The organism is Rhizobium sp. PvP014 (genome assembly GCF_017876855.1).
Classification (GTDB): Bacteria; Pseudomonadota; Alphaproteobacteria; order Rhizobiales; family Rhizobiaceae; genus Neorhizobium; species Neorhizobium soli.
The window spans coordinates 449,158-470,356 of the sequence record NZ_JAGIOT010000001.1 but is presented as its reverse complement, the minus strand read 5'-3'; the positions used below and the strand labels follow the sequence as shown (position 1 = coordinate 470,356).

The 21,199-nt window shown below is 61.7% G+C and carries 18 protein-coding genes; 1 reads left to right on the top strand and 17 read right to left on the bottom strand.

The window, feature by feature from the left end; translation table 11 throughout:
* Window positions 1-111: 111 nt before the first annotated feature.
* The 7 genes from J3A65_RS02175 to J3A65_RS02145 form a co-directional block, all read right to left on the bottom strand.
* The gene (locus tag J3A65_RS02175; RefSeq protein ID WP_209899034.1) at window positions 112-687 is read right to left on the bottom strand and encodes an NADPH-dependent FMN reductase; all 576 of its coding nucleotides are present in this window, start codon (window positions 685-687) and stop codon (window positions 112-114) included.
* A gap of 36 nt (window positions 688-723) precedes the next feature.
* A complete protein-coding gene (locus J3A65_RS02170) occupies window positions 724-1,644 on the bottom strand; it encodes a LysR substrate-binding domain-containing protein (protein ID WP_184655490.1) in 921 nt (306 codons plus the stop codon).
* An 84-nt stretch (window positions 1,645-1,728) separates the two neighbouring features.
* On the bottom strand, window positions 1,729-2,175 hold the full coding sequence (locus J3A65_RS02165; RefSeq protein WP_209899031.1) for an SRPBCC family protein: 447 nt from the start codon (window positions 2,173-2,175) through the stop codon (window positions 1,729-1,731).
* Window positions 2,172-2,915, bottom strand: coding sequence for an SDR family oxidoreductase (locus tag J3A65_RS02160; RefSeq protein WP_209899028.1), 744 nt, complete (start codon window positions 2,913-2,915; stop codon window positions 2,172-2,174). The genes J3A65_RS02165 and J3A65_RS02160 overlap by 4 nt, the downstream gene beginning before the upstream one ends.
* A gap of 67 nt (window positions 2,916-2,982) precedes the next feature.
* Entirely contained in the window at window positions 2,983-4,548 is a 1,566-nt protein-coding gene (locus J3A65_RS02155; protein WP_209899025.1) for a GMC oxidoreductase, read from the bottom strand.
* Window positions 4,549-4,906: 358 nt separating this feature from the next.
* Window positions 4,907-5,992, bottom strand: coding sequence for a HAMP domain-containing sensor histidine kinase (locus J3A65_RS02150; protein ID WP_209899022.1), 1,086 nt, complete (start codon window positions 5,990-5,992; stop codon window positions 4,907-4,909).
* 49 nt (window positions 5,993-6,041) lie between these two features.
* Complete coding sequence (locus J3A65_RS02145; RefSeq protein ID WP_062578313.1) at window positions 6,042-6,740, bottom strand: response regulator transcription factor; 699 nt, start codon at window positions 6,738-6,740, stop codon at window positions 6,042-6,044.
* Between the two features lie 95 nt (window positions 6,741-6,835).
* On the opposite strand from J3A65_RS02145, the gene J3A65_RS02140 reads away from it, so the two are divergent.
* Window positions 6,836-7,591: a phosphatase PAP2 family protein gene (locus J3A65_RS02140; protein WP_209899020.1), complete on the top strand. Its 756-nt coding sequence runs from the start codon at window positions 6,836-6,838 to the stop codon at window positions 7,589-7,591.
* Window positions 7,592-7,821: 230 nt separating this feature from the next.
* On the opposite strand, the gene cysG is transcribed toward J3A65_RS02140, so the two are convergent.
* The 10 genes from cysG to J3A65_RS02090 form a co-directional block, all read right to left on the bottom strand.
* The gene (gene cysG / locus J3A65_RS02135) at window positions 7,822-9,306 is read right to left on the bottom strand and encodes a siroheme synthase CysG (protein WP_209899017.1); all 1,485 of its coding nucleotides are present in this window, start codon (window positions 9,304-9,306) and stop codon (window positions 7,822-7,824) included.
* Window positions 9,278-11,935: a nitrate reductase gene (locus J3A65_RS02130; RefSeq protein ID WP_209899014.1), complete on the bottom strand. Its 2,658-nt coding sequence runs from the start codon at window positions 11,933-11,935 to the stop codon at window positions 9,278-9,280. The genes cysG and J3A65_RS02130 overlap by 29 nt, the downstream gene beginning before the upstream one ends.
* Window positions 11,936-11,951: 16 nt before the next feature.
* On the bottom strand, window positions 11,952-12,434 hold the full coding sequence (gene cynS, locus J3A65_RS02125) for a cyanase (RefSeq protein WP_348635233.1): 483 nt from the start codon (window positions 12,432-12,434) through the stop codon (window positions 11,952-11,954).
* Window positions 12,431-12,766 (bottom strand): nitrite reductase small subunit NirD, encoded by a 336-nt coding sequence (gene nirD, locus J3A65_RS02120; RefSeq protein ID WP_062463257.1) that lies wholly within the window; start codon window positions 12,764-12,766, stop codon window positions 12,431-12,433. Before nirD ends, cynS begins: the two co-directional genes overlap by 4 nt.
* Window positions 12,767-12,770: 4 nt before the next feature.
* Entirely contained in the window at window positions 12,771-15,218 is a 2,448-nt protein-coding gene (gene nirB / locus J3A65_RS02115; protein WP_209899011.1) for a nitrite reductase large subunit NirB, read from the bottom strand.
* Between the two features lie 5 nt (window positions 15,219-15,223).
* A complete protein-coding gene (locus J3A65_RS02110) occupies window positions 15,224-16,021 on the bottom strand; it encodes an ABC transporter ATP-binding protein (protein ID WP_209899008.1) in 798 nt (265 codons plus the stop codon).
* 10 nt (window positions 16,022-16,031) lie between these two features.
* The gene (gene ntrB / locus J3A65_RS02105) at window positions 16,032-16,937 is read right to left on the bottom strand and encodes a nitrate ABC transporter permease (protein ID WP_192079055.1); all 906 of its coding nucleotides are present in this window, start codon (window positions 16,935-16,937) and stop codon (window positions 16,032-16,034) included.
* 74 nt (window positions 16,938-17,011) lie between these two features.
* Window positions 17,012-18,310, bottom strand: coding sequence for a CmpA/NrtA family ABC transporter substrate-binding protein (locus J3A65_RS02100; protein WP_209899004.1), 1,299 nt, complete (start codon window positions 18,308-18,310; stop codon window positions 17,012-17,014).
* 349 nt (window positions 18,311-18,659) lie between these two features.
* Complete coding sequence (locus J3A65_RS02095) at window positions 18,660-19,937, bottom strand: CmpA/NrtA family ABC transporter substrate-binding protein (protein ID WP_348635232.1); 1,278 nt, start codon at window positions 19,935-19,937, stop codon at window positions 18,660-18,662.
* Between the two features lie 25 nt (window positions 19,938-19,962).
* A complete protein-coding gene (locus J3A65_RS02090; RefSeq protein WP_092663353.1) occupies window positions 19,963-20,562 on the bottom strand; it encodes an ANTAR domain-containing response regulator in 600 nt (199 codons plus the stop codon).
* Window positions 20,563-21,199 lie beyond the last annotated feature (637 nt).

Genomic DNA, 21,199 nt, shown 5'->3' with positions numbered 1-21,199 from the left:
GGCGGCCTTTCCGTATCCGCCGGAGGACAAGGCGACGAAAATGCGGGTTCCGACCTACTGAGCCAAAAGGCGCCTGGTCCGTCGGTTATCCGCACGCGTTGCAGGCGGCGTTCAGCCTGAGACTCGGTACCTTTGCGCAAAGTGCGCGAAGGCCGAAACCTGTTTTTCCAGGAAGTGACGGGTTTCGGCATCGGTCAGTTCCAGCGTTTCGCTGTGCACCTTGGCCGCGACATGCCCGATCATGACCTCCGGCTTGTTGAGAACGGCGGCATCCAGATAAACGAGGATCTGTCGGAGATGGTACTGAGCCCGGGCGCCGCCGAGCATGCCGGCTGACGCCGTCTGGATGGCCACCGGCTTGCCGGCAAACGGCTGGTTCGGCAGCCGTGAAAGCCAGTCCAGCGCGTTCTTGATGCCACCCGGGACCGAGTAGTTGTACTCGGGCGTGACGATGATCACGCCGTCGGCGAGACGGATCGCCTCACCCATCGCCGTCACCTCCGCGGGGAACCCTGCCGCCTGCACATCCTCGTCGTAGAGCGGGAACGTGCCGACCGAGCCGAGTGCCGTGATGGTCACGCCCTCGGGGGCGAGAGACGGCAGGGCGCGAGCGATTGCAGCATTGTAGGATTTATGACGCAGGCTTCCGAGAAGGGTCACGAAGTGCAGCGGCTTAGGTTCAAACATGAAGGCTCCAAATGAGAATGCTGACGAAAAGGCGGATCAAACGGGATCAGAATCCGGATTGACCACTTTCGGCAGCTCGATGATGAGATAGTCGAGAAACGCGCGCACCGATGGCAGTACGTAATCCCGGAACGGCAGGACGGCGGTGATCTCCGCCTTGCCGGCCAGCCATTCCGGCATGACCCTTTGCAATCTGCCCTCAGCCACGTCTTCCCGGCAGATGTAACCGGGAAGCGCCGCGATCCCGATGCCGTCTGCCGCAGCCTGTTTCAGCATGATCAGGTCGTTGCCCGCCATTCGTGGCTGGACGGAAAGCACCCGGTCGCCGATCACGGGATGGCTGAGCTTCCACACGGTTGCCTGCCCGGGACGGTGCATCGCCAGAAGGTCATGCTCCGATAGGTCGTCCGGTGTCTTTGGCTCGCCGCGACGCTCAACATAGCCCGGTGCTGCGAAAATGAACCAGGGCGCCGGAGAAAGCGTCCGCTGCACCAGGGCCGAATCGGTCATCTGCCCCTCGTGAGCCCGGATCGCGAGATCGAAGGCGCCGCCGATGATGTCCGTCTGCTCGTCGCCCGTGTGCTGGACGAGCTGGATTTTCGGGTGGTCGATTGCGAACTGCGGTATGATCTGCCGCAGGACATAGACTGAGGTCGCGATCGCCGTCGTGAACTTGATGGCCCCCGTCGGCTCCTCCAGCCTCTGGCGCACCGAGTTCTCGGCGATCTCGGCGTTTTGAAGCATAACAAGCGCGTGGCGATAGAAGAGAGTGCCCGCTTCGGTCAGCGTCTGCACCCGTGACGTTCGATTGATCAGCCGGACGCCGAGGGCAGCTTCAAGCTGCTGCAGCCGATGGCTGAGGGTCGACTTTGCAACGCCTGTGCTGCGGCTTGCAGCTGTCAGGCCGCCGCTGTCGACGACCTGGACGAAGGTACGGAAATCATTGAGGTCGAGCACGGGTTCAGTCCCTTTACGAGATCGGCGCAAAGACCGCCAAAGGCCGTTTTTGATGGGCCAATTCCAAGGAGACCACGACCAGCATTAGAGAGACGCCCTGACAAGCGCAACCCCGAGATAATCGGCCAGCCCTCTAGATGCCGCCGCAAACGCCGAGAGGTTGATCCCCATCACCACCTCCGAATCGATCCCATCCACCGGGACGAACGACGCCTCGAAGCGGATGCTGGCTTCATCTGCGCTCTCGCCGGGACGAACCAGGATCTGGTTCGTCTGGGCGCTGACCGGGATCGGAAACGTCACCATCTGGTAGGTGAGATGACGCGCCCCGTCATCACTGGATATCAGCAGCTCGCGGACGGTCGTCCCGTCGGTCGTGACCAGCTCCCGTTCTCCGTCGGCGACCTGACGGCTTTCACGGGCAATCGGGTTCCACGAGGCGACCGCTGCGAAATCGCGAACGACGGACCAGATCCGTTCCGGGCTTGCGGCAAGGGTCGCGGTATAGACGGCGAAATAGCTCTTGCTCATACCCGTGCTCCACCGTCGGCCAGAACATGCTGCCCTGTCAGCCAGCGTGCCTGGTCGGAAGCAAGGAAGGCGACGACATCGGCGATCTCGTCGGGTTCGCCAAGGCGTCCGAGTGGCGACCCGGCCGCAATCCGGTCACGCTCTTCCTGCGGCGCATCCTTGATGAATTCGGTGTTTGTGGCGCCCGGCATGACCGAGTTGACGGTAATGCCGCGGTGGCCGAGTTCGATCGCCAGGACCTCGACGATCAGCTTCGACCCGGCCTTCGAGGCCGCGTGCAGGCCCATGCCCTGTGCCGTGAACGCGGTGGTCGAGGTCGAGATGTCGATAATCCTTCCGCCGTCCCGCACCCGCTTGGCCGCCTCCTGGAGCACGAAGAACGAGCCCTTGGCATTGAGACCAAAAATTCGGTCAAAATCCACTTCCCGGACGTCGACGACCGGCACGCCAATGAACGGCAGCCCGGCATTGGCAACGACGATGTCGAGGCTGCCGAAGGCCGTATCGACCTCGTCAAACAGCCGGCGGATGTCCGCCATAACGGCCACATCGGCCTGGAAGGGATGCGCCACGCCGCCGGCCTCCTCGACGGCCCGCACCGCTTCCGCCGCTTCCTCCGGACGGCTGCGATAATTGATCGCGACCGTTGCGCCCTCGCGGCCGAGCCGTTCACCGATCGCCCGGCCGATGCCGCGCGATGCTCCGGTGATCAGCGCCACCTTGCCTATAAGAGATGTCATGAGAATGCTCCTTCGTATGTGGGCGATGATGGGCGAGACCGTCGGCTTGACCGTTCGGTCCGATCGATTAGGCGAGGATGCGCGCGGCGATCCGCTCGGCGACCATGATGGTGGTGACGTTGGTCGGAACCGATGGGATGTCTGGCAGGATGGAGGCGTCGACGACGCGGAGGTTCTCGGTGCCGCGCACGCGCCCGAAGGCATCGACGACGGCGGTCTCGTCGGTGTCTGTCCCCATCGGAACCGTCGAGGTCGGATGCTGGTAAGCCGCGATGTTGGCGATGATATTGGCGCGCAGGTCCGCGTCGCTGTGCACGCCGTCCCCCGGGGCCATCTCGTGATCGACCATGCCCACGAAAGGCTCGGTTCTGCCGATTTCGCGGGACAGCTTGACCGCCTCCACCATCCTGTCGAGATCGCTCGGGTCGTCGAAGAAATTGTAGTGGATGCGGGGCGCAACGCGCGGGTCTCGCGAGGCCAGGCGGAAGCTGCCGACCGACTTTGGCAGCGTCACCGCAGCCGCGAGAACGATCGCGCCGCCCGTCGGGCTCGCCTTCGGGTCGATGAAGTGGGTCGCGGATACCTGGAGGTCGAGATCGCCGCCGGTTGCGGACGATGAGCCAGTCCAGACAAGCGCACCGGCTGCGGGGCTCATGGCCCTGTCGGAGGCCTTCAGTGCGTAGACGTTGTAAAAGAACGGATGGTCCTGGAGACGGGATCCGACCGGCAGATCCGCCAGAACAGGGATCTCCAGCGCGCGGAGATCGCCGGCAGGCCCGATGCCGGAGCGCAGCAGCATGGCCGGGCTTCCGAACGCCCCGCCCGACAGGATGATCTCGCCGCCGGTCAAAACCTCTCCCGTCACCAGCCGGACGCCGGTGGCCCGATTGCCGCTGAAGACAACGTGATCCACTTCTGTCTCGCCGCGGATGGTGAGGTTCGGGCGGGCGCGAACCTCCTCGGTGAGATAGACGATGCCGGTATTCATCCTCCTCTCGTCGACGACGTTGAGCGGATAGGCCCCTGCCCCGTCCGCAGCCGCGCTGTTAAAATCCGAAACGTCAGCCAGACCCAAGGCCCACGCGGCGTGAACGAAGCCGCGAGAGGACGCGGTCAGTTCCTCGAGGGTTCGCTGCCGGACCGGAAAGGGGCCGGATCGACCATGCAGGGTATCGTCGCCGGTCGGGGTGTTTTCCAAAGCCTTGTAAGCGGCCGACACATCGTTCCAGGACCAACCTTCGATCCCGCGCGCCGCCCAGCGTGCGAAGTCGGACGGCCGTGCCCGCATGGCGACCGTGCCATTGACGGCGGAACTGCCACCGACGACCCTGCCCCGCGGCAATGGAATGTCATGGCCGAGCTTTGTCGTGTCGTCGCTGTGATAGTGCCAATCGAAATCCGGAGTCCCCACAGTGCCGGCATCGGTCAGGCTCTGCGGATAGGCGCTCGGCGCGAAATCAGGCCCCGCTTCCAGCAACAGTATGGTGCGATGAGGATCGGCGCTGAGGCGCGTCGCAAGCACCGCTCCGGCGGACCCGCCTCCTACGATGATCACGTCGACCGGTGGCGCTTCGGCATGAGCGTGCGCCAGGCCGATCAGGACAGCACCCGTTGCTTTGCCGCTTCCAGCCATGAAACGTCTCCTCGTCATTGCCACTTGCGTGGAATTTGTCCCTGATGGAGCGCTATGACCGCTTCAGACGACGCTCCACTCCTATTTCAGGGAAGTAGCGAATACGGGATTGTGCGAACAGCGGGCCCATCCCGGAAGCTGCGTTCAACAGGATGGACGACGCACACCGACGACGTGACGACACCACGAAGCTAGGCCCGCTGAATGAACTGAGCGATGCAGTGCTTGACGACCGAATTTGACGCGCAAGGCGGAGGCATTTCCGCTGTCGGTCAGGAGCGGTAGATTCTTACCCGGTGCGACAGGCAGGCGCTGTTCGCCTCCATTTCAGTTGGAGCGTCCTCGGGATCGCTTAGGTCTACGCGACCTCAAATGTAACCTTGGCGTATGCGCCACCGTCAGGATTGTTTCCGACCTCCAAGCTGGCATTGTGGCCTTCCGCAATCGCTTTGACGATCGTCAGACCAAGCCCTGAGCCGCTCGTGCCACGACCGCTGAGCCTCTCGCTTCTCCAGAACATGTCGAAAGAGGAGTGCTGCGCATAGTCTGGTAGTCCTGGACCCTTGTCCTGGACAGAAATGAACGACCGCCCCGTGTCATCCACCCCAGTGTGAACATCGATCGGCCCGAAATCGCCCGCGTATCGCCGTGCGTTTTCCAGAAGAGCGAGGATAGCCTGGCGGAAACGGTCCGGATCGATCATTGCCGGTGCGGGCGCAAGGTAGGTTCGGAAATTGACATCACCGCCTGCGGAGATCTGGAACAGGGTCACCGTCTCCGAAGCATGCAAGGCCAGGTCGGTCGCCGTGGTCGCGGTCACAAAGTCGATCGTGCCTGCCAGTGAGAGCGTGTTCAGCTGGTCCACCAGCCGCGACATGCCCCGTGTCTGCGCCAAGAGCGCACGCAACTGGTCTTCGCTGGCGGGAATGACGCCGTCAGTCATGCCTTGCAGATTGCCCTGCAGCACCGTCAGTGGTGTGCGCAGTTCGTGGGCCACCGCGCGCGTGTTGAATTTCAGGCGGGTCTCCAATGCAAGCAACTCGCTCGCCATGCGATTGATGGTGATCGCAAGCGTTTCGACTTCCTTGGTTGCGCCCGGTTCGACCGTGACCTGAAAATCGCCCTGCCGGATCTTTTCGGCTGCGGCCGTCAGGCGGGTGAGCGGCGCGACGAGCCGGTAGGCCAGGACGACGCCAATGCCGCTGGTAAACACGATCAGCAGAAATCCGAAACCTAAAACACCCTCGACAGGGGACGCCTCGGTCGCCTCTTCCAGTGTCGGATAGAGCGGCGCGAGTGCCGCGAGATCGCTCGGTGCGGGGATCTCGCCATTGTTGATGCTGACCCAGGCACGTTTCGCATCGGGGGGCAGCGCGTCCAGTGCCGATAATTCGGCATGATCGATATACCAGTCGGTCAGGATATAGAGGAGCGCGATGGTCATGAGTTGAATGACGGAAACCAGAGCCGCCGTCAGTGTTGATAGAGCCGGTCTAGACACCTGTCGACCTCGCGAAACGATAGCCTATCCCGCGCACGGCAACGATAAAGCCGTCCAGGCCGCAACTCGCCAGCTTTCGCCTGAGGTTGGCGATATGCGTATCGACGGTTCGATCGAGCGCATCGCTTTCGGGCATGCACGCATCCAGCAAGGATGCTCTTTCGAAGGTCTTGAACGGCGACCGGACGAAACATACGAGAAGGCGAAACTCCGTTGCGGTCAGCGGCAGTTCGACCCGGCCTTTGTCCGTCGATGCAATCGCGATGTGGGACTCCAGCTGAACCTCGACCCCGTCGTGCCGGACAACCTCATGAGCGCCAACGCCTCTGGTGCGCTTGAGGACAGCGCCCACCCGCGCCACGACTTCCTGCGGGTTGAACGGTTTGGTGACATAGTCATCGGCGCCGAGCTTCAGGCCGAGCAACTTGTCGGTACTGTCATCCATCGCCGACAGGAAGATGACCGGCACGCTCGAATTTGCCCGGACCCTCGCCAGAAGATCGAAGCCATCGATGTCAGGCAGGCCGATATCGAGCAGGATCAGGTCGGGCTGCAATCTCTGGACATGGGTGAGAGCCGTAAGGCCTGTCGAAGCCTTTACCGTCCTGTAGCCGGCTCTTGCGAGATATTTTTCAATAAGGGAAGCAATCTCTTGGTCGTCCTCGACGACCAGCACGAGCGATGAGATCATCGTCAAACTCTCTGACTTTGACATGCTCTTCTCCGGTTCTCGGTCAAATCTTGATAATCCGGCGAGAGAACGTGGTCCTCACAGAGGAACCACCCATGGACGTAACTGATCTCAACCACGCTCAGAAAGCAAATCCGAAGACCGTTGAAGACGAAGCACACCGTTTGTTTCCAGAGGCGCTTATGCTTCTGGGTTTTGTATCGCTGATTTTTGCGACTGTGCCGGAAATCGACCTGATCGTCAGTCGTTATTTCTGGGATCCCATCGCGGGCTTCGCTTTCGAGGAAAACAGTTTCCTCATTGCGTTTCGTGACCTCAACAGGCTTCTGCCTTGGGTCGTGATCGGGTTTGCAATCGTGCTTTTGCTTGCAAGTCCTTTCCTCAGGAACCCGAAATACTCAGCCGCACCGCATAAGTTGTTATTCGTGCTGACGTTCTTTGCAGCAGGTCCGGGGCTGGGCGTTCAAGTCATCAAGATGCTGGTCGGGAGAGCGCGTCCAAGAGCACTCGACGAATTCGGCGGCAGTGCGATCTTTACCCCTCCGTGGCAGCTCACCGACCAATGCGTCAGGAATTGCTCCTTCATCTCGGGAGAGGCCGCAAGCGCCTTTGCGCTGCTCACACTTGTCGTGTTCGTCACCCTCAGACACCGGACAACTTATCTCGCAGCGGTCGGCATTGTCGCGGCAGCCTTCTCATTCAACCGAGTGATGTTCGGAGGCCACTTCCTCTCGGACGTGGTGATTGCCTGGAATGTGATGTTCGTTCTGGCCGTGCTCCTCTGGCAATCGTTTTCTCAAAACGCGCCTCAGATCGACGCACTATTTAAGAGAGATCCGTGCCGAACGTAAGTCTTCGTCGAGATCGCATCAGAGCGCGGAGCTAGGTCAAGCCAAATCCGATCGTGCGTCAGTTTTCACACACTGCGTTGGTTGCAAGGACGAACGACACCGGCCGGCGTCGCGGCAGGCCATTGAAGTTACTGCCACGTGGCGCACGGAAGTAGAATGTAGCAACTTTTGCAAGTCTCGGCGCATTCAGGGCCTATCCTTTGTTTGCCGCTCCCTCCCAGCGACGTCGCTCAGCATCGCTCAAACGCTTCCAACCCGATGCTCCTGCCTTCCTGGTCGAAACTTTGACCGTGTTCTCCGGCGACCGCGCCGAACACATCTCCGACCCCGATCAGCACAGGCTCCTCGACGCCGATCGTGCGCATGGCATCGCCGAGGCTTGCGAGCGGGCCAGACCAGCGCTGTTCGTGCGGGCGGCTGACGGAGGAGACAACGACGACGGGCGTGTCAGCTGTCATGCCATTGTCCATCAGGCGCTGCTCGATCTGGCCTGCCATGCGTCCGCCCATGTAGAACACGGAGGTCTGGTTGGGTTTGGCGAGCGAGGCCCAGTCGACGGTCTGGGGCAGTTCATGATCCCGCGAATGGGCCGTGACGAAGCGGACCTGCTGGGCGTGGTCGCGGTTGGTGAGCGATGTCTTCAGCGACGCAGCCATGGCCGACGCTGCGGTGATGCCCGGTACCACGTCCACGGCGATGCCCTCGCTTTGCAGACGGGCGATTTCTTCGCCTGCCCGCCCGAAGATCATCGGATCCCCGGATTTAAGCCGGACAACGCGTTTGCCGTCCTTTGCGAACCGCACCATCATGTCGTTGATGTCATCCTGGCGACAGCTCTCCCGTCCGCCTCTCTTGCCGACGAGGAACCGCTTTGCCTCACGCCTCGCCAGTTCCAGCACCTCCGGCGAGACAAGATCATCGAACAGGATGACATCGGCGGCCTGCAGCGCCCGCATGGCCTTGAGCGTGAGCAGTTCGGCATCTCCCGGCCCCGCACCGACCAGGGTCACCGATCCCAAACTCGGAACCGAAGCGATCTGCTCGGCGGTGGCGAGCAACCGGTCCGCAGTATCTTGCGCTGGTGGCTCGTTGGTCGAGAGGCTTCGGGCAACGAAACGCTCCCAGAAAAGGCGTCTTGCCGGACCTGGCGAAAGCCGGCGGTTGACCGCCTCCCGCACCGACTGGGCAAGGCCTGCCCATTGCTTCAGCGCCGGCGGCAGCAGTGTTTCGATCCGCTGGCGGATTGCCTGGGCCAGGATCGGTGCCGCTCCATCCGTCGAGATCGACACGATCACTGGCGACCGGTTGACGATCGAGCCGAACTGGAACTGGCAATAGGCAGGCTTGTCGATCACATTGACGGGGATGCCAGCCGCGCGCGCCGCACAGTAGAAGGCCTGCGCCTCGGCTTCGGTCTCGCAGTCGGCGAGCGCCAGCGATGCCCTGGCGAAAATACCGCAATGCCAGGGATGGTCATGATGCGTCAGCCCGGTCCGCTCGACCAGCGCCTTCATCGTGTCGCCAAGCTCGGCGGTTTCGCAGTAAAGCTCCACCTCAGCACCGCAGGCTTGCAGAAGCTCTGCCTTCCAGGCGGCGCCGTCCGATCCGCCCGCCATGACCGCCCGCTTGCCCGTAAGGCTCCAGAAGACCGGCAGCTTCGCGAGTGCTGCGATGCGTTCGTTTCCGTCACTCTGCTGCAAGGGTTTGCGTCGCATCCAGGATCCTCCTGATTTCGGGGCGGCAGGAGCCGCAATTGGTTCCGGCATTCAAGACTAGGCCGACGGCTTCCACAGAACGGCAACCGCGATGGGCGGCGGCACTAATCTCATTGATACCGACCGAAAAACAAGAGCAGACGATCGCGCCCTTGTCCGGTCGCCCCGCTGCCGGACGGCCGGCTATGAGCATGGAACGGGTGCGGCTGTCCAGATGCCGCTCCTTCAGCTGCTCGACCGCCCATTGCCGCGACACGCTGACTGGTTCACGTGACACGAACAAGGCTGCCAGGAGATGCTCTCCGTCAAAGCCGAGCAGGCGGTGATCCCCGGCCTGCCGGTCGAGGTAGCCGGAGAAGTCCTGGCGCTCGTCGAGCCGCAAACTGTGCCGCAACCATTCCTCCCAGCCATCGGCGGGCGGGTCGCCTGCAAATTCCAGTCGGTAACCACCTTCGGTTCTCGCGATCGCCCAATAGGCAAACGGGAGATCGAGCGGACGCTTCGCCGTCACCAGGAAGCCATGCGCCTGCGCCTCGTGGCGGGCAACGGAAACGCGCGCCATCTTCAAGGCAGGCTGGCCGGACACCGGATCGACGCGGGAGGGGACAAGCGTATCGACGCGGGCACTCGGCGCCGTCTCGCCGGTCCAGTGCATGGGAACGAAGACTGAACCCCGCATCTGCCGTTCGGTCAACAGGGCGCGCACGATGATCGACCTGCCGTTTTCGCCTTCGACATGCACGAGGTCGGCATCGCCGATACTGACGTTCGCCGCGTCCGCCGGATGGATCTCGCAGAAGGGCTCCGCGATATGGGCGGAGAGCCGGGCACTCTTTCCCGTCCGCGTCATCGTATGCCAGTGATCGCGGATCCGGCCCGTATTGAGGGTGAAGGGAAAGCGGCCGTCCGTCTTTTCCAGCGCAGGCGTCGCGACCGGCACAAAGCGGGCCCTTCGATCGGCGGTGAAGAAACCACCATCGCCGAAGAAACGAGCAAGAGTTGATCCGTCACCGCGCGACGGCCACTGGAACGGATGGAGGTCGTCATAGGCGCTGTGGCTGATCGCGGCATGGGCGCCAATATCAAAATCGCGCTCGCCCTCGTTCTCGAAGGCGGACAGGGCTGCATGCTCGGCGAAGATCTCGCCCGGAGCGCCGTAATCGAAAGCCGGGCCGAACCCCATACGCTTAGCCACCTCAGCCATCTGCCACCAGTCGGCGCGGGCCTCGCCCGGCTCAGATAGGAACGGTCTCTGCCGGGAGATCCGACGCTCAGAATTCGTCACCGTGCCGGATTTTTCGCCCCAGCCGGTGGCCGGAAGCAGGACATGGGCGAGACGGGCCGTATCGGTATCCTGCTGGATGTCCGAGACCACCACGAAGGGGCATGCCTTGAGGGCCGCCTTGACCGCATCGGCCTCGGGCATGGAGACAACCGGGTTGGTCGACATGATCCAGATCGCCTTGATCCGTCCGTCCGCCACCGCCTCGAACATGTCGACGGCCTTCAGGCCGGGTGTGTCGGCGATGGTGGGTGAATTCCAGAAGCGTTGCACCCGATCCCGGTGCACCGGGTTCTCGATCGCCATATGGGCTGCGAGCATGTTGGCGAGACCGCCGACTTCGCGCCCGCCCATGGCGTTCGGCTGGCCTGTCAGTGAAAAGGGTCCCATTCCGGGCCGACCGATCCGGCCGGTCGCGAGATGGCAGTTGACGATGGCGTTCACCTTGTCCGTGCCGACGGCAGACTGGTTGACGCCCTGGCTGTAGCAGGTGACGACCTTCTCGGTTTGTCCGAAGAGACGGTAGAACTGACGGATGAGCATGCCGGACACGCCGGTCGCCTCGGATAGGTCTGGCATGCTTGTCTGCGATGCCGCCATCAACGCTTCGGGGAACCCGGATGTGTGCCTCGACACGTAGTTTTCGTCCACCGCTCCGGTCTCGGACAGATAGGTGAGAAGGCCGTTGAACAGGGCTATATCGCCATCGGCGGCCACGGTCAGATGCAGATCGGCGATGTCGCTGGTCGCGGTTTTGCGCGGGTCGATCACCACCACCTTCATGGAAGGCCGGGCAGCCTTGGCCGCCGCCAGACGCTGGTAAAGGACAGGATGGCACCAGGCCATGTTCGAGCCGACCAGGACCACCAGATCCGCCAGCTCCAGGTCCTCATAGCAGGCCGGGACGGTATCGGCGCCGAAGGCGCGGCGATGACCGGCAACGGACGAAGCCATGCACAGGCGTGAGTTGGTGTCTATGTTGGCGGAGCCGATAAACCCCTTCATCAGCTTGTTAGCGACATAATAGTCTTCGGTCAGCATCTGCCCGGAAACATAGAAGGCGACGGCATCCGGCCCGTGCTCGGAAATTGTCCGCTGGAAGTTTGCGGCAACGAGATGGAGCGCTTCGTCCCAGCCGGCTCTTTCGCCATGCACTTGAGGGTAAAGTGCGCGACCGTCCATATCCAGCGTTTCGGCCAGCGCCGAGCCTTTCGAACAAAGCCTTCCGTAATTGGCGGGATGGTCAGGATCGCCCGCCACGCTGATCTTGCCCTCGTCGTCGACTGCGGCGATCACGCCGCAGCCGACACCGCAATAGGGGCAGGTCGTCTTGGTTACACCGGACATGGTGGCTTCCCGCATCTCACCAACTATTGTAACCGAGATATTTTCCGCTCATGCGAATCTCAATGCGGTCGCCCTTCGGATTGGCAACCTTCTCCACCACCATGTCAAAATCGATGGCGCTCATGATGCCGTTACCGCATTTCTCCTGGATGAGCTCTTTCAGGGTCTCGCCGTAAACTCCAACGATCTCGTAGAGCCGGTAGATGCAGGGATCGGTGGGGATATCGCGACCCCAGACCTTGGTCGGGAACTCCGCCAGGACGACAGCACATTCCTGGGGCAGACCGAGATCGCGCACCAGAAGATCGGCCTTCACGCGTGGCAGCGCATTCATTCCAAGGCAGGCCGAGGTAACAAATACCTCGCTCATGCCGATCCCTTCGGCGATCGAGGCCCAGCTCAGGCCGGCCTGCCGCTTCTTCTCGTAGATCATCTCGGTCACGTCTGATTTTGACAGCATCATTGCCTCCTTGGGAATATGCGGGATGGGGGTGTTCACTCGGCCGCTTCCAGCCGTCTCTCCAGGAGGATGGACAATTCGCCGTCCGTGTTGCGCAGCGGCAGTGTCGCGACGGAGCCTTCGTCGGCGCCGAGTGCGCGGCCGCTCTCAAGCGAGATCACCCAGTTGTGCAAGGGGCAGGTCACGGCCTTGCCATGGACGATGCCCTGGGAGAGCGGACCGCCCTTGTGCGGGCAACGGTCCTCGATTGCAAAGACCTCGTTTTCGGCCGTGCGAAACACGGCAACCTTGCCCTGCGGCGTCTTTACGCAACGCGCCCCGCGCAGCGGAATGTCGTCGATTCGACCGATCGTCATCCAGTTGCTGTTCATGGCCTCACTCCGCTGCCTGGTTGTAGCTGATGGTCGCCATGGGCTTGAACTCGTGCTTGTCCTTGCCCGAGACACGCTCCGACCAGGGGTCGACCTGGGCGAATGTCTGGGAGAAGACGAAGCGGTCGTAGTAGGCACGGCGTTTTTCGGGATCGCCCATGATCTGGCGGCGGATCTCGTCATGGCCAATGCGTTTGGCCCATTTGTAGATGCGCTCAAGGTAACGGCCCTGCTCGCGATACATCTGGGTGAGCGCCACGATATGCTCCAGCGCCTCATCCTCGGTTTTCACCAAACCCAAAACATCCGTGCCCTTGATATCGAGACCGGCGGCACCGGCGAAATGGATCTCGAAACCGCTGTCCACGCAGATCACGCCGATATCCTTGCAGGTGGCCTCGGCGCAGTTGCGCGGACAGCCGGAGACGGCAAGCTTCAGTTTGGCCGGCGTCCACGAGCCCCACATGAACTTCTCGACGCGAATGCCGAACCCCGTCGAATCCTGCGTGCCGAAGCGGCACCAGTCGGAACCGACGCAGGTTTTTACCGTGCGCAAGCCTTTGGCATAGGCCTGACCCGAGATGAATCCGGCCTTGCCGAGGTCGGCCCAGACGGCCGGCAGATCTTCCTTCTCGATGCCGAGCAAATCGATGCGCTGGCCGCCGGTCACCTTCACCATCGGTATTTCGAACTTGTCGACGACATCGGCGATGGCGCGAAGTTCCGCCGCATTGGTGACGCCGCCCCACATGCGCGGCACGACCGAATAGGTGCCATCCTTCTGGATGTTGGCATGCACACGCTCGTTGATATAGCGCGACTGGTAGTCGTCGGCATATTCGTCCGGCCAGTCGCAGACGAGGTAGTAGTTGAGGGCCGGACGGCACTTGGCGCAGCCGCAGGAGGTCTTCCATTGCAGTTCCTGCATCACAGCGCGAATGGTCTTCAGACCCTTGGCCTTGATTAGGCGGCGGACGTCGTCGTGGCCAAGCTCGGTGCAGGTGCACATCGGCGTGACGGCGGCCGGGTTGTAAGCATCGCCCAGCGTCAGCGCCATCAGCTGCTCGACGAGGCCGGTGCAGGAACCGCAGGATGCGGATGCCTTCGTATGGGCGCGGACGTCATCCAGCGAGGTCAGACCCTTGCCGGTGATGGTCGTGGTGATCTTGCCCTTGCAAACGCCGTTGCAGCCGCAGATTTCCGCATCATCCGGCAAGGCTGCAACGGCCGCCATAGGGTCCGGCGGAGACGCTCCCTGGTAGGACTGGCCGAATATCAGGGTGTCGCGCATTTGCGAGATATCGGTCCCGCGTTTCATCAGGTCGAAGAACCAAGAGCCATCCGCCGTCTCGCCGTAGAGTACCGCGCCGATGATGCGATTGTCCTTCAGGACCAGCCGCTTGTAGATGCCGGCGGACGCATCGCGCAGCACGATTTCCTCGCGGTCCGGCGCTTCGGCAAAATCGCCTGCCGAAAACAGGTTGATGCCGGTGACCTTGAGCTTCGTGTTGACTACAGAGCCATGATATTCGCTGGTACCGCCGATGAGGCGATCAGCAAGAACCCTTGCGGCCTCATAAAGGGGCGCAACGAGCCCGTAGCAGATCCCGCGGTGTTCGGCGCATTCGCCAAGCGAAAAGACATTGGGGTCAGAGGTCATCATCCCGTCGTCGACGACGATGCCGCGGTTGACGGCGATGCCGGCATCCTTGGCAAGGCTCGAGGCCGGGCGGATGCCGACGGCCATGATCACCATAGCGCCGGTGATGACGCGGCCGTCGTCCAGTTCGATACCCTCCACCTTGTCGGTGCCGAGGATCCGCTTGGTATTGGCCTTGGTGATGATGTCGATGCCGCGTTCGGTCAGTGCCTTTTCGAGCAGATAGGCGGCCGGCGGATCGAGCTGACGGTCCATGATGGTCGGGTTGAGGTGAATGACGGTCACCTCCATGCCCTGCCGCTTCAGCCCGTAAGCAGCCTCCAAGCCCAGCAGCCCGGCGCCGATGACGATGGCGCGGCCCTTGGCGCCCGCAATCTCGACCATCTTCTCGACATCGGCGAGATCGCGGTAGGCGAGAACGCCGGGCAATTGGTGACCCGGAACCGGGATGATGAACGGGAGAGAACCGGTGGCGATGACAAGCTTGTCATAGGCTGCGGTGATGCCGTTGGCCGAGGTGACCGTCTTCGCCTGGCGGTCGATCTCAGTGACCCTTGCACCCTTGTGCAGTGTCACGCCATGGCTGGCGTACCAATGGTCATTGTGGATGACGATGTCGTCGTAGCACTTCTCGCCCGAAAGCACCGGCGAGAGCATGATGCGGTCATAGTTGACGCGCGGTTCGGCGTTAAAGATGGTCACGTCGAAACGACCGGGGGCCCTTTCGAACAGTTCTTCCAGCATGCGACCGGGCGCCATGCCGTTGCCGATGATAACGAGCTTTTCCGTCATGTCGGTTACTCCGCAGCTTCGACGAAGCGGTGACGTTCGTAGAGGAACTTCAGTACAGCTTCGCGGGACTTGAGGTAGGTTCGGTCGGCCGCGAGCGCGATGCGGTCGCGTACCCGCGGGATTGGCACGTCAAGCACTTCACCGATGCGGGCGGCCGGGCCGTTGGTCATCATGACAATGCGGTCGGAGAGCAGCACGGCCTCGTCGACGTCATGGGTGATCATGATCATCGTGTTGCCAAGGCGGGAATGGATCTCCATCACCGCATCCTGCAGATGGGCGCGGGTAAGCGCATCGAGCGCACCGAAAGGTTCGTCGAGCAGGAGGATCTTCGGTTCCATGGCGAGCGCGCGAGCAATCCCGACGCGCTGCTTCATACCGCCGGAAATTTCGGAAGGGCGCTTGTCCTTGGCATGCGCCATCTGGACGAGGTCCAGGTTGCGCATCACCCAGTCATGCTTTTCGGCCCGCGTCTTCCTGCCGGCAAAGACCTTGGAGACCGCAAGATTGACGTTTTCGTAGACGGTCAGCCACGGCAGCAGCGAATGGTTCTGGAAAACGACGGCGCGTTCCGGGCCCGGCGCATTGACCTCTACGTTTTCGAGCAGGACGGCACCGGCGGAAACCCGCGTCAAGCCGGCGATCAGGTTCAGCAGGGTCGACTTGCCACAACCGGAGTGACCGATGATGGAGACGAACTCGCCCTTGTCGATGGTGAGCGAGATGTCCTTCAGCACCTCTGTTTTTGTGCCGGCGCGTTCGAAGTTCTTGTCGACGTGATCGATTTTCAGGTAGGCGCTCATGGCCGTCTCCTCAATTCCTGGCGGTGCCGCGGGTGACGATCGAGCCGAGCAGGCCCACCAGCTTGTCGAGGACGAAGCCGGTCACGCCGATATAGGCGAGCGCCACGATGATATCGGTGAGGCGCGAGGAATTCCACGCATCCCAGATGAAGAAGCCGATGCCGACGCCGCCGGTCAGCATTTCCGCGGCAACGATGGCAAGCCACGACAAGCCGATGCCGATGCGAAGGCCGGTGAAGATGTAAGGGGCTGCCGCCGGCACCATGATGCGGATGAAGAACTCGAGCTGATTGAGGCGCAGCACCCGGGCGATGTTGCGATAGTCATCCGGAATGTTGCGCACGCCGACGGCGGTGTTGATGATGACAGGCCAGATCGAGGTGATGAAGATCACGAAGATCGCCGATGGATTGGAATTCTGGAAGGCGGCGAGCGAGAGCGGCAGCCAAGCAAGCGGTGGCACCGTCCGCAGGATCTGGAAGATCGGGTCGAGACCCCGCATGGCCCAGACCGACTGCCCGACAAGGGCGCCGAGGAAGACGCCGACCACCGCTGCAAGCCCGAAGCCGATCGCGACACGCTGAAGCGAGATCAGCACGCGCCAGGCAAGACCTATGTCCTGCGGCCCGAAATCGAAGAACGGATGGGCGATCAGGTCATAGCTGTCGATCCAGACCTGCGATGGCGGTGGCAAAGTAGCGCCAGCACCGGAGCAGGCGATCTGCCAGATGGCGAGGAGCGCGATCAGCACCACCAGCGGCGGCAGTACGTTGCGACAGACGGCAGTGGCGGCATGCCGGATGTTGAGCTTGCGGGCTGGGGGCTGGACCATCATGACAACGGTCGCGCTTTTCTCCGACGCCGCCGGCGTTTCTGGCGTTGTCGCCTGGTCTGACTTGCGGGCTGTTGCAGTCATGGTGATCCCTTCAAGTGATGTTCGTTCTGGACAAGACAGGCCCCTCATCCGCTGCCGCGTGAGGGGCCGCTGCTTCAGGCACTTGCCTTGATCGTCAGGCTCTCGAGATAGGCCTTCGGGTTTTCCGGATCGAAGACCTTGCCGTCGAAGAAGGTCTCTTTTCCACGCGAGCTCGACGCCGGAACGTCGGCGGCAGCGATGCCCAGATCTGCTGCTGCCGCGCGCCAGATGTCTTCGCGGTTGACCTTGTCGACCAGCGCCTTGATGTCGGTGTCGGGTGCGAACTTGCCCCAGCGGACGTTCTCGGTGAGGAACCAGGCGTCGTGGCTCTTGAACGGATAGGAGGCATGGTCCTTCCAGAACTTCATCTCCAGCCCGGTGTTCTCGACGAGGCGCCCGTTGCCGTAGTTGATGGTGCCCTTGAGGCGTCCGGCGACATCCTTCGGCGGCACGTTGAACCACTGGCGCTTACCAAGAATGGCGGCCATCTCTTCCTTGTTGTCCATGCTGTCGGCCCACATCTGGGCTTCCATGACGGCCATCATCAGCGCACGCGCGGCATTCGGGTTCTTCTCGATCCAGTCGGAGCGAAGCCCGAGCGCCTTTTCCGGATGACCTTTCCACATCTCGCCGGTGGTGCAGGCAGTGAAGCCGATACCCTGGTTGACGAGCTGCTCGTTCCAAGGCTCGCCGACGCAGAAGGCGTCCATGTTGCCGACCTTCATGTTCGCCACCATCTGCGGCGGCGGCACCACGATCGTCGACACGTCCTTGTCCGGATCGATGCCGCCGGCGGCAAGCCAGTAGCGGATCCAGAGATCATGGGTGCCTCCGGGAAATGTCATGGCGACCTTGATCTCGCTGCCGGCAGCCTTCTTGGCGGCAAACGCCTCCCGCAGCTTGGAAGCATCGAGCTGGACCCCGGTCCCGGCATATTCCTTGGCAACCGAAATGCCTTGGCTGTCGAGGTTGAGGCGGGCAACGATCGACATTGGCACCGGTACGTTGTTCTGGGTCACCTTGCCGGTGGACATGAGATAGGGCAACGGGGTGAGGATATGCGCACCGTCGATGCCGTTGGCGGCACCGCCGAGCACGAGATTGTCGCGCGTCGCGCCCCAGGATGCCTGTTTGAGCACTTCCACATCCGGCAGGCCATGCTTGGCAAACAGGCCCTTTTCCTGTGCAATGATCAGCGGCGCGGCGTCGGTCAGCGCGATGTAGCCGATCTTGAGGCCGCTGACTTCCGGACCTGCCGAGGCGGCGAAGGCGCCGGACGGAAATGCGGCGCGCACAGCACTTGCCAGAGCAACGGCAGAACTGATCTTCAGGATCTGCCGGCGGTTGATGTTCATTCCTGTAGTCTTCGTCATAGCGTTGTGCCCCTCTGGTGTGACGGAGATCCGGAAACAAAAAAACGCCGCGTGCCCGTCTGCCGGGTCCGGGCGATAAGCGCCGGACGGCAAGGGAGCATGCGACGTCGGTGTCGGATGGGTATTTGCGCCTGATCGGGCGCTCATCTGTCCTGCGATCGCCATTGACCGCGGACAGTTAGATACAAGCAAACATCGTGCCAGATCGAAATAAGGCCATCAACGGGAACGATTAGTTTGCATTTACGGACAGTTGCCGAACGCGTAGCCGATTGCAGGGCAAGCGGCGCTGCACGTTATGAAGCCTGACTTTCGATGCAGATGCCTCAGCTTTGCGCACCGCGCGCGATTACGCTTCGGTCACGTCGTCGCCTGATGACGTCGAGCGAACCGCAAAATGCTCCGCATAGGCCTGCACATCACGAGGGTCGAAAATCTCCCCGTCCATGAAGCCATCATATCCCGATGCACTTCGTTCGCCCGGCTCATCCGGGGTGGCCGCGTTTGCACCCAGCGCCATCTCGTAGAGGTCGGGCCGGAAGGCGCTCGTGACCCGTGCCATGCCTTCTTCGCTGAAATCAGCCTGCCCCCAGCGGATCATCTGGCTGTAGATCCAGCTTGCCTGGTCCGGCCGCGGATAGTTTGCCGCCTTGCCGTGGTAGAGAAAGTAGTCGGGAACGACCCGCGTCGTGCCCTGCGCATCCAGACTGAATTCGCCGCTGAGGACACTGCGGATAATGCTCGTCGGCGCCGCGATATAATCGGGGGCGCTGAGGATCTCTGCGAGTTCGTTGTGATTCTGGGCGTCGTCGCACCACCGCGCTGCCCTGTCGAGCGCAACGATGAGGCGCGACACCGTATCGGCATTGGTCTCAGCCCATTCCGGCCGCATGCCCAACACTTTCTCCGGCGCCAGAGGCCATATGTCCTGCTTGGCCGCGACGATCCTGCCAGTCCCGCGTTCAGAGGCGATCATGTTCCAGGGCGCACCGACGCAAAATCCATCGATCGCGCCTGCCGAAAGCGCATCGGATGTCAGCGGCGGCGGCACTACGACCAGCTTGACGTCGCGGTCCGGATTGATGCCGCCAGCTGCCAGCCAGTAGCGGAACTCGTAATTGTGCGAGGAAAACGGATAGGTCATGCCAAGCGTCGGCATGGCTTCGCCGCGGGCGCGCATGTCGGCGAGTAGAGCCGCGAGAGCCTTCGCATTGGCAAGCGCGCCCGCATCATCAGCAAGCCCCGTCAACGACTTCATCCGCTCGAAGATCCGCGCCGACAGCGTGATGGCATTGCCGCCGAGGCCAAGCGAAAAGGGTGTGATCGTCGGCGAAGGATTGGATCCCAGCCCCAGCATGGAGGCGACCGGCATCGGCGACAGCATATGGGCAATGTCGAACTGACGAAACGCCAGCCGGTCCCGCAGATTGGCCCAGGTGACATCCCGTACCAGTTCTAGACGCAGTCCCTCTTTCTCCGCAAAGCCGAGCTCGGCTGCAACGATCAGGATCGCGGCATCCATCAAAGGGATGTATCCCGCGCGCAGAAGCCTCTGCTCCTTGCCGCGGACACGTGACGGCGCTTTGACGGCGCTGTCGCCAGATTGCGTGGAAACACGATCACTCACCAGCATTCTCCAATCGATGCCGCGCTCAAAGCAGCATTCCTGCAGCCGTGACGACGCTTTGCGCGATGTCTGCCAGCTTCTTCTTCTCGTTCATCGCCGTCTGGCGTAAGAGCGCGTATGCCTGTTCTTCGCTCATCCCCCGCATCTTCATCAAAATGCCCTTGGCCCGCTCGATGACCTTGCGCTCTTCAAGCGCACTGCGTGCCTCGGCGAGTTCGCGCTGCAACCGGCTGAAGGCATTGAAGCGGCTCACCGCCATATCGAGGATCGGCTTGATCCTCTCCTTCTTCAGCCCGTCGACCACATAGGCGGAAACCCCGGCATCAACAGCAGCCTCGATCGCCGCCGTATCGGATCTGTCCACGAACATGGCAATTGGCCGCGAAATCATGCGGGTGAGCTGGAACATGTGCTCCATCATGTCACGATTTGGATTTTCGATATCAATGATGATGACATCCGGATCCATCGTCTCGATCAGCCGCGCCACGCCCTGCATCTCATGGATGACCCTGACATTCAGGTGCCCCGCCTCGTTCAAACCCTCTTCGATGATCGAACCCCGGATGGCGTTCTCGTCGATGACCAGGATCGTCAGGTCGGTGGTGATTTTTGATCTGCTCATGCCGGGGCAACAGAGCAATGGCATGCGAGATGCAAGCGACCCACGCTTGACGCAGCCCCCCTTCCCCGGTGCAAAGACGCACTCGTGTTGCTCACGACGATCAGGGTTTGCCTTACTTCGAGATCGCGTACGGCAGTGACCGGCAACACAAGTGCTTTGGTCCTATCATGGCGCGAAAATGCGCTGATCGCTCTCATTCCGATGCAGCTCAGCGCAATCACGATGCATTGGATGGGCGCGTAAACTGCCAATGACGTCTCCCGGCTCACTATCTCCCGGTCACACGCAATTCTTAGGCCATGTGTCTAGTTGGAGTGTTGGGACATCGGGCAAGGACCAAGCTTTTCGGCGCTATCTCCTCTTAGACACTAGGAAGATGCTTTGGAGGGAAGCCCGGTTGATCGCGCGCGGCTTGGTGACCCTGCTCCGGACAGGAGCCTCCATCGAAAATTTAGTCTGCTTTCCCTCGGCGCAGGCTAACAGACTGGAGCTTATCCATATGCAAGTCCCTAAAAGCGAACTTAGAAACTCTCGTAGGCTTGCAGTCTAACAGATTGAGTTCATACCAAAATCTGCATCAATCCCATGACCGCGATGGATACAAAAAACGCGGCAATCGGTTTGAGGAAAAAGCGCT

Bases quoted from the DNA above. Each gene is read 5' to 3' on its own strand.
- J3A65_RS02175 (WP_209899034.1), bottom strand. From the start codon at position 687: ATGTTTGAACCTAAGCCGCTGCACTTCGTGACCCTTCTCGGAAGCCTG.
- J3A65_RS02165 (WP_209899031.1), bottom strand. From the start codon at position 2,175: ATGAGCAAGAGCTATTTCGCCGTCTATACCGCGACCCTTGCCGCAAGC.
- J3A65_RS02160 (WP_209899028.1), bottom strand. From the start codon at position 2,915: ATGACATCTCTTATAGGCAAGGTGGCGCTGATCACCGGAGCATCGCGC.
- J3A65_RS02155 (WP_209899025.1), bottom strand. From the start codon at position 4,548: ATGGCTGGAAGCGGCAAAGCAACGGGTGCTGTCCTGATCGGCCTGGCG.
- J3A65_RS02150 (WP_209899022.1), bottom strand. From the start codon at position 5,992: ATGACCATCGCGCTCCTCTATATCCTGACCGACTGGTATATCGATCAT.
- J3A65_RS02145 (WP_062578313.1), bottom strand. From the start codon at position 6,740: ATGATCTCATCGCTCGTGCTGGTCGTCGAGGACGACCAAGAGATTGCT.
- J3A65_RS02140 (WP_209899020.1), top strand. From the start codon at position 6,836: ATGGACGTAACTGATCTCAACCACGCTCAGAAAGCAAATCCGAAGACC.
- cysG (WP_209899017.1), bottom strand. From the start codon at position 9,306: ATGCGACGCAAACCCTTGCAGCAGAGTGACGGAAACGAACGCATCGCA.
- J3A65_RS02130 (WP_209899014.1), bottom strand. From the start codon at position 11,935: ATGTCCGGTGTAACCAAGACGACCTGCCCCTATTGCGGTGTCGGCTGC.
- nirD (WP_062463257.1), bottom strand. From the start codon at position 12,766: ATGAACAGCAACTGGATGACGATCGGTCGAATCGACGACATTCCGCTG.
- nirB (WP_209899011.1), bottom strand. From the start codon at position 15,218: ATGACGGAAAAGCTCGTTATCATCGGCAACGGCATGGCGCCCGGTCGC.
- J3A65_RS02110 (WP_209899008.1), bottom strand. From the start codon at position 16,021: ATGAGCGCCTACCTGAAAATCGATCACGTCGACAAGAACTTCGAACGC.
- ntrB (WP_192079055.1), bottom strand. From the start codon at position 16,937: ATGACTGCAACAGCCCGCAAGTCAGACCAGGCGACAACGCCAGAAACG.
- J3A65_RS02100 (WP_209899004.1), bottom strand. From the start codon at position 18,310: ATGACGAAGACTACAGGAATGAACATCAACCGCCGGCAGATCCTGAAG.
- J3A65_RS02090 (WP_092663353.1), bottom strand. From the start codon at position 20,562: ATGAGCAGATCAAAAATCACCACCGACCTGACGATCCTGGTCATCGAC.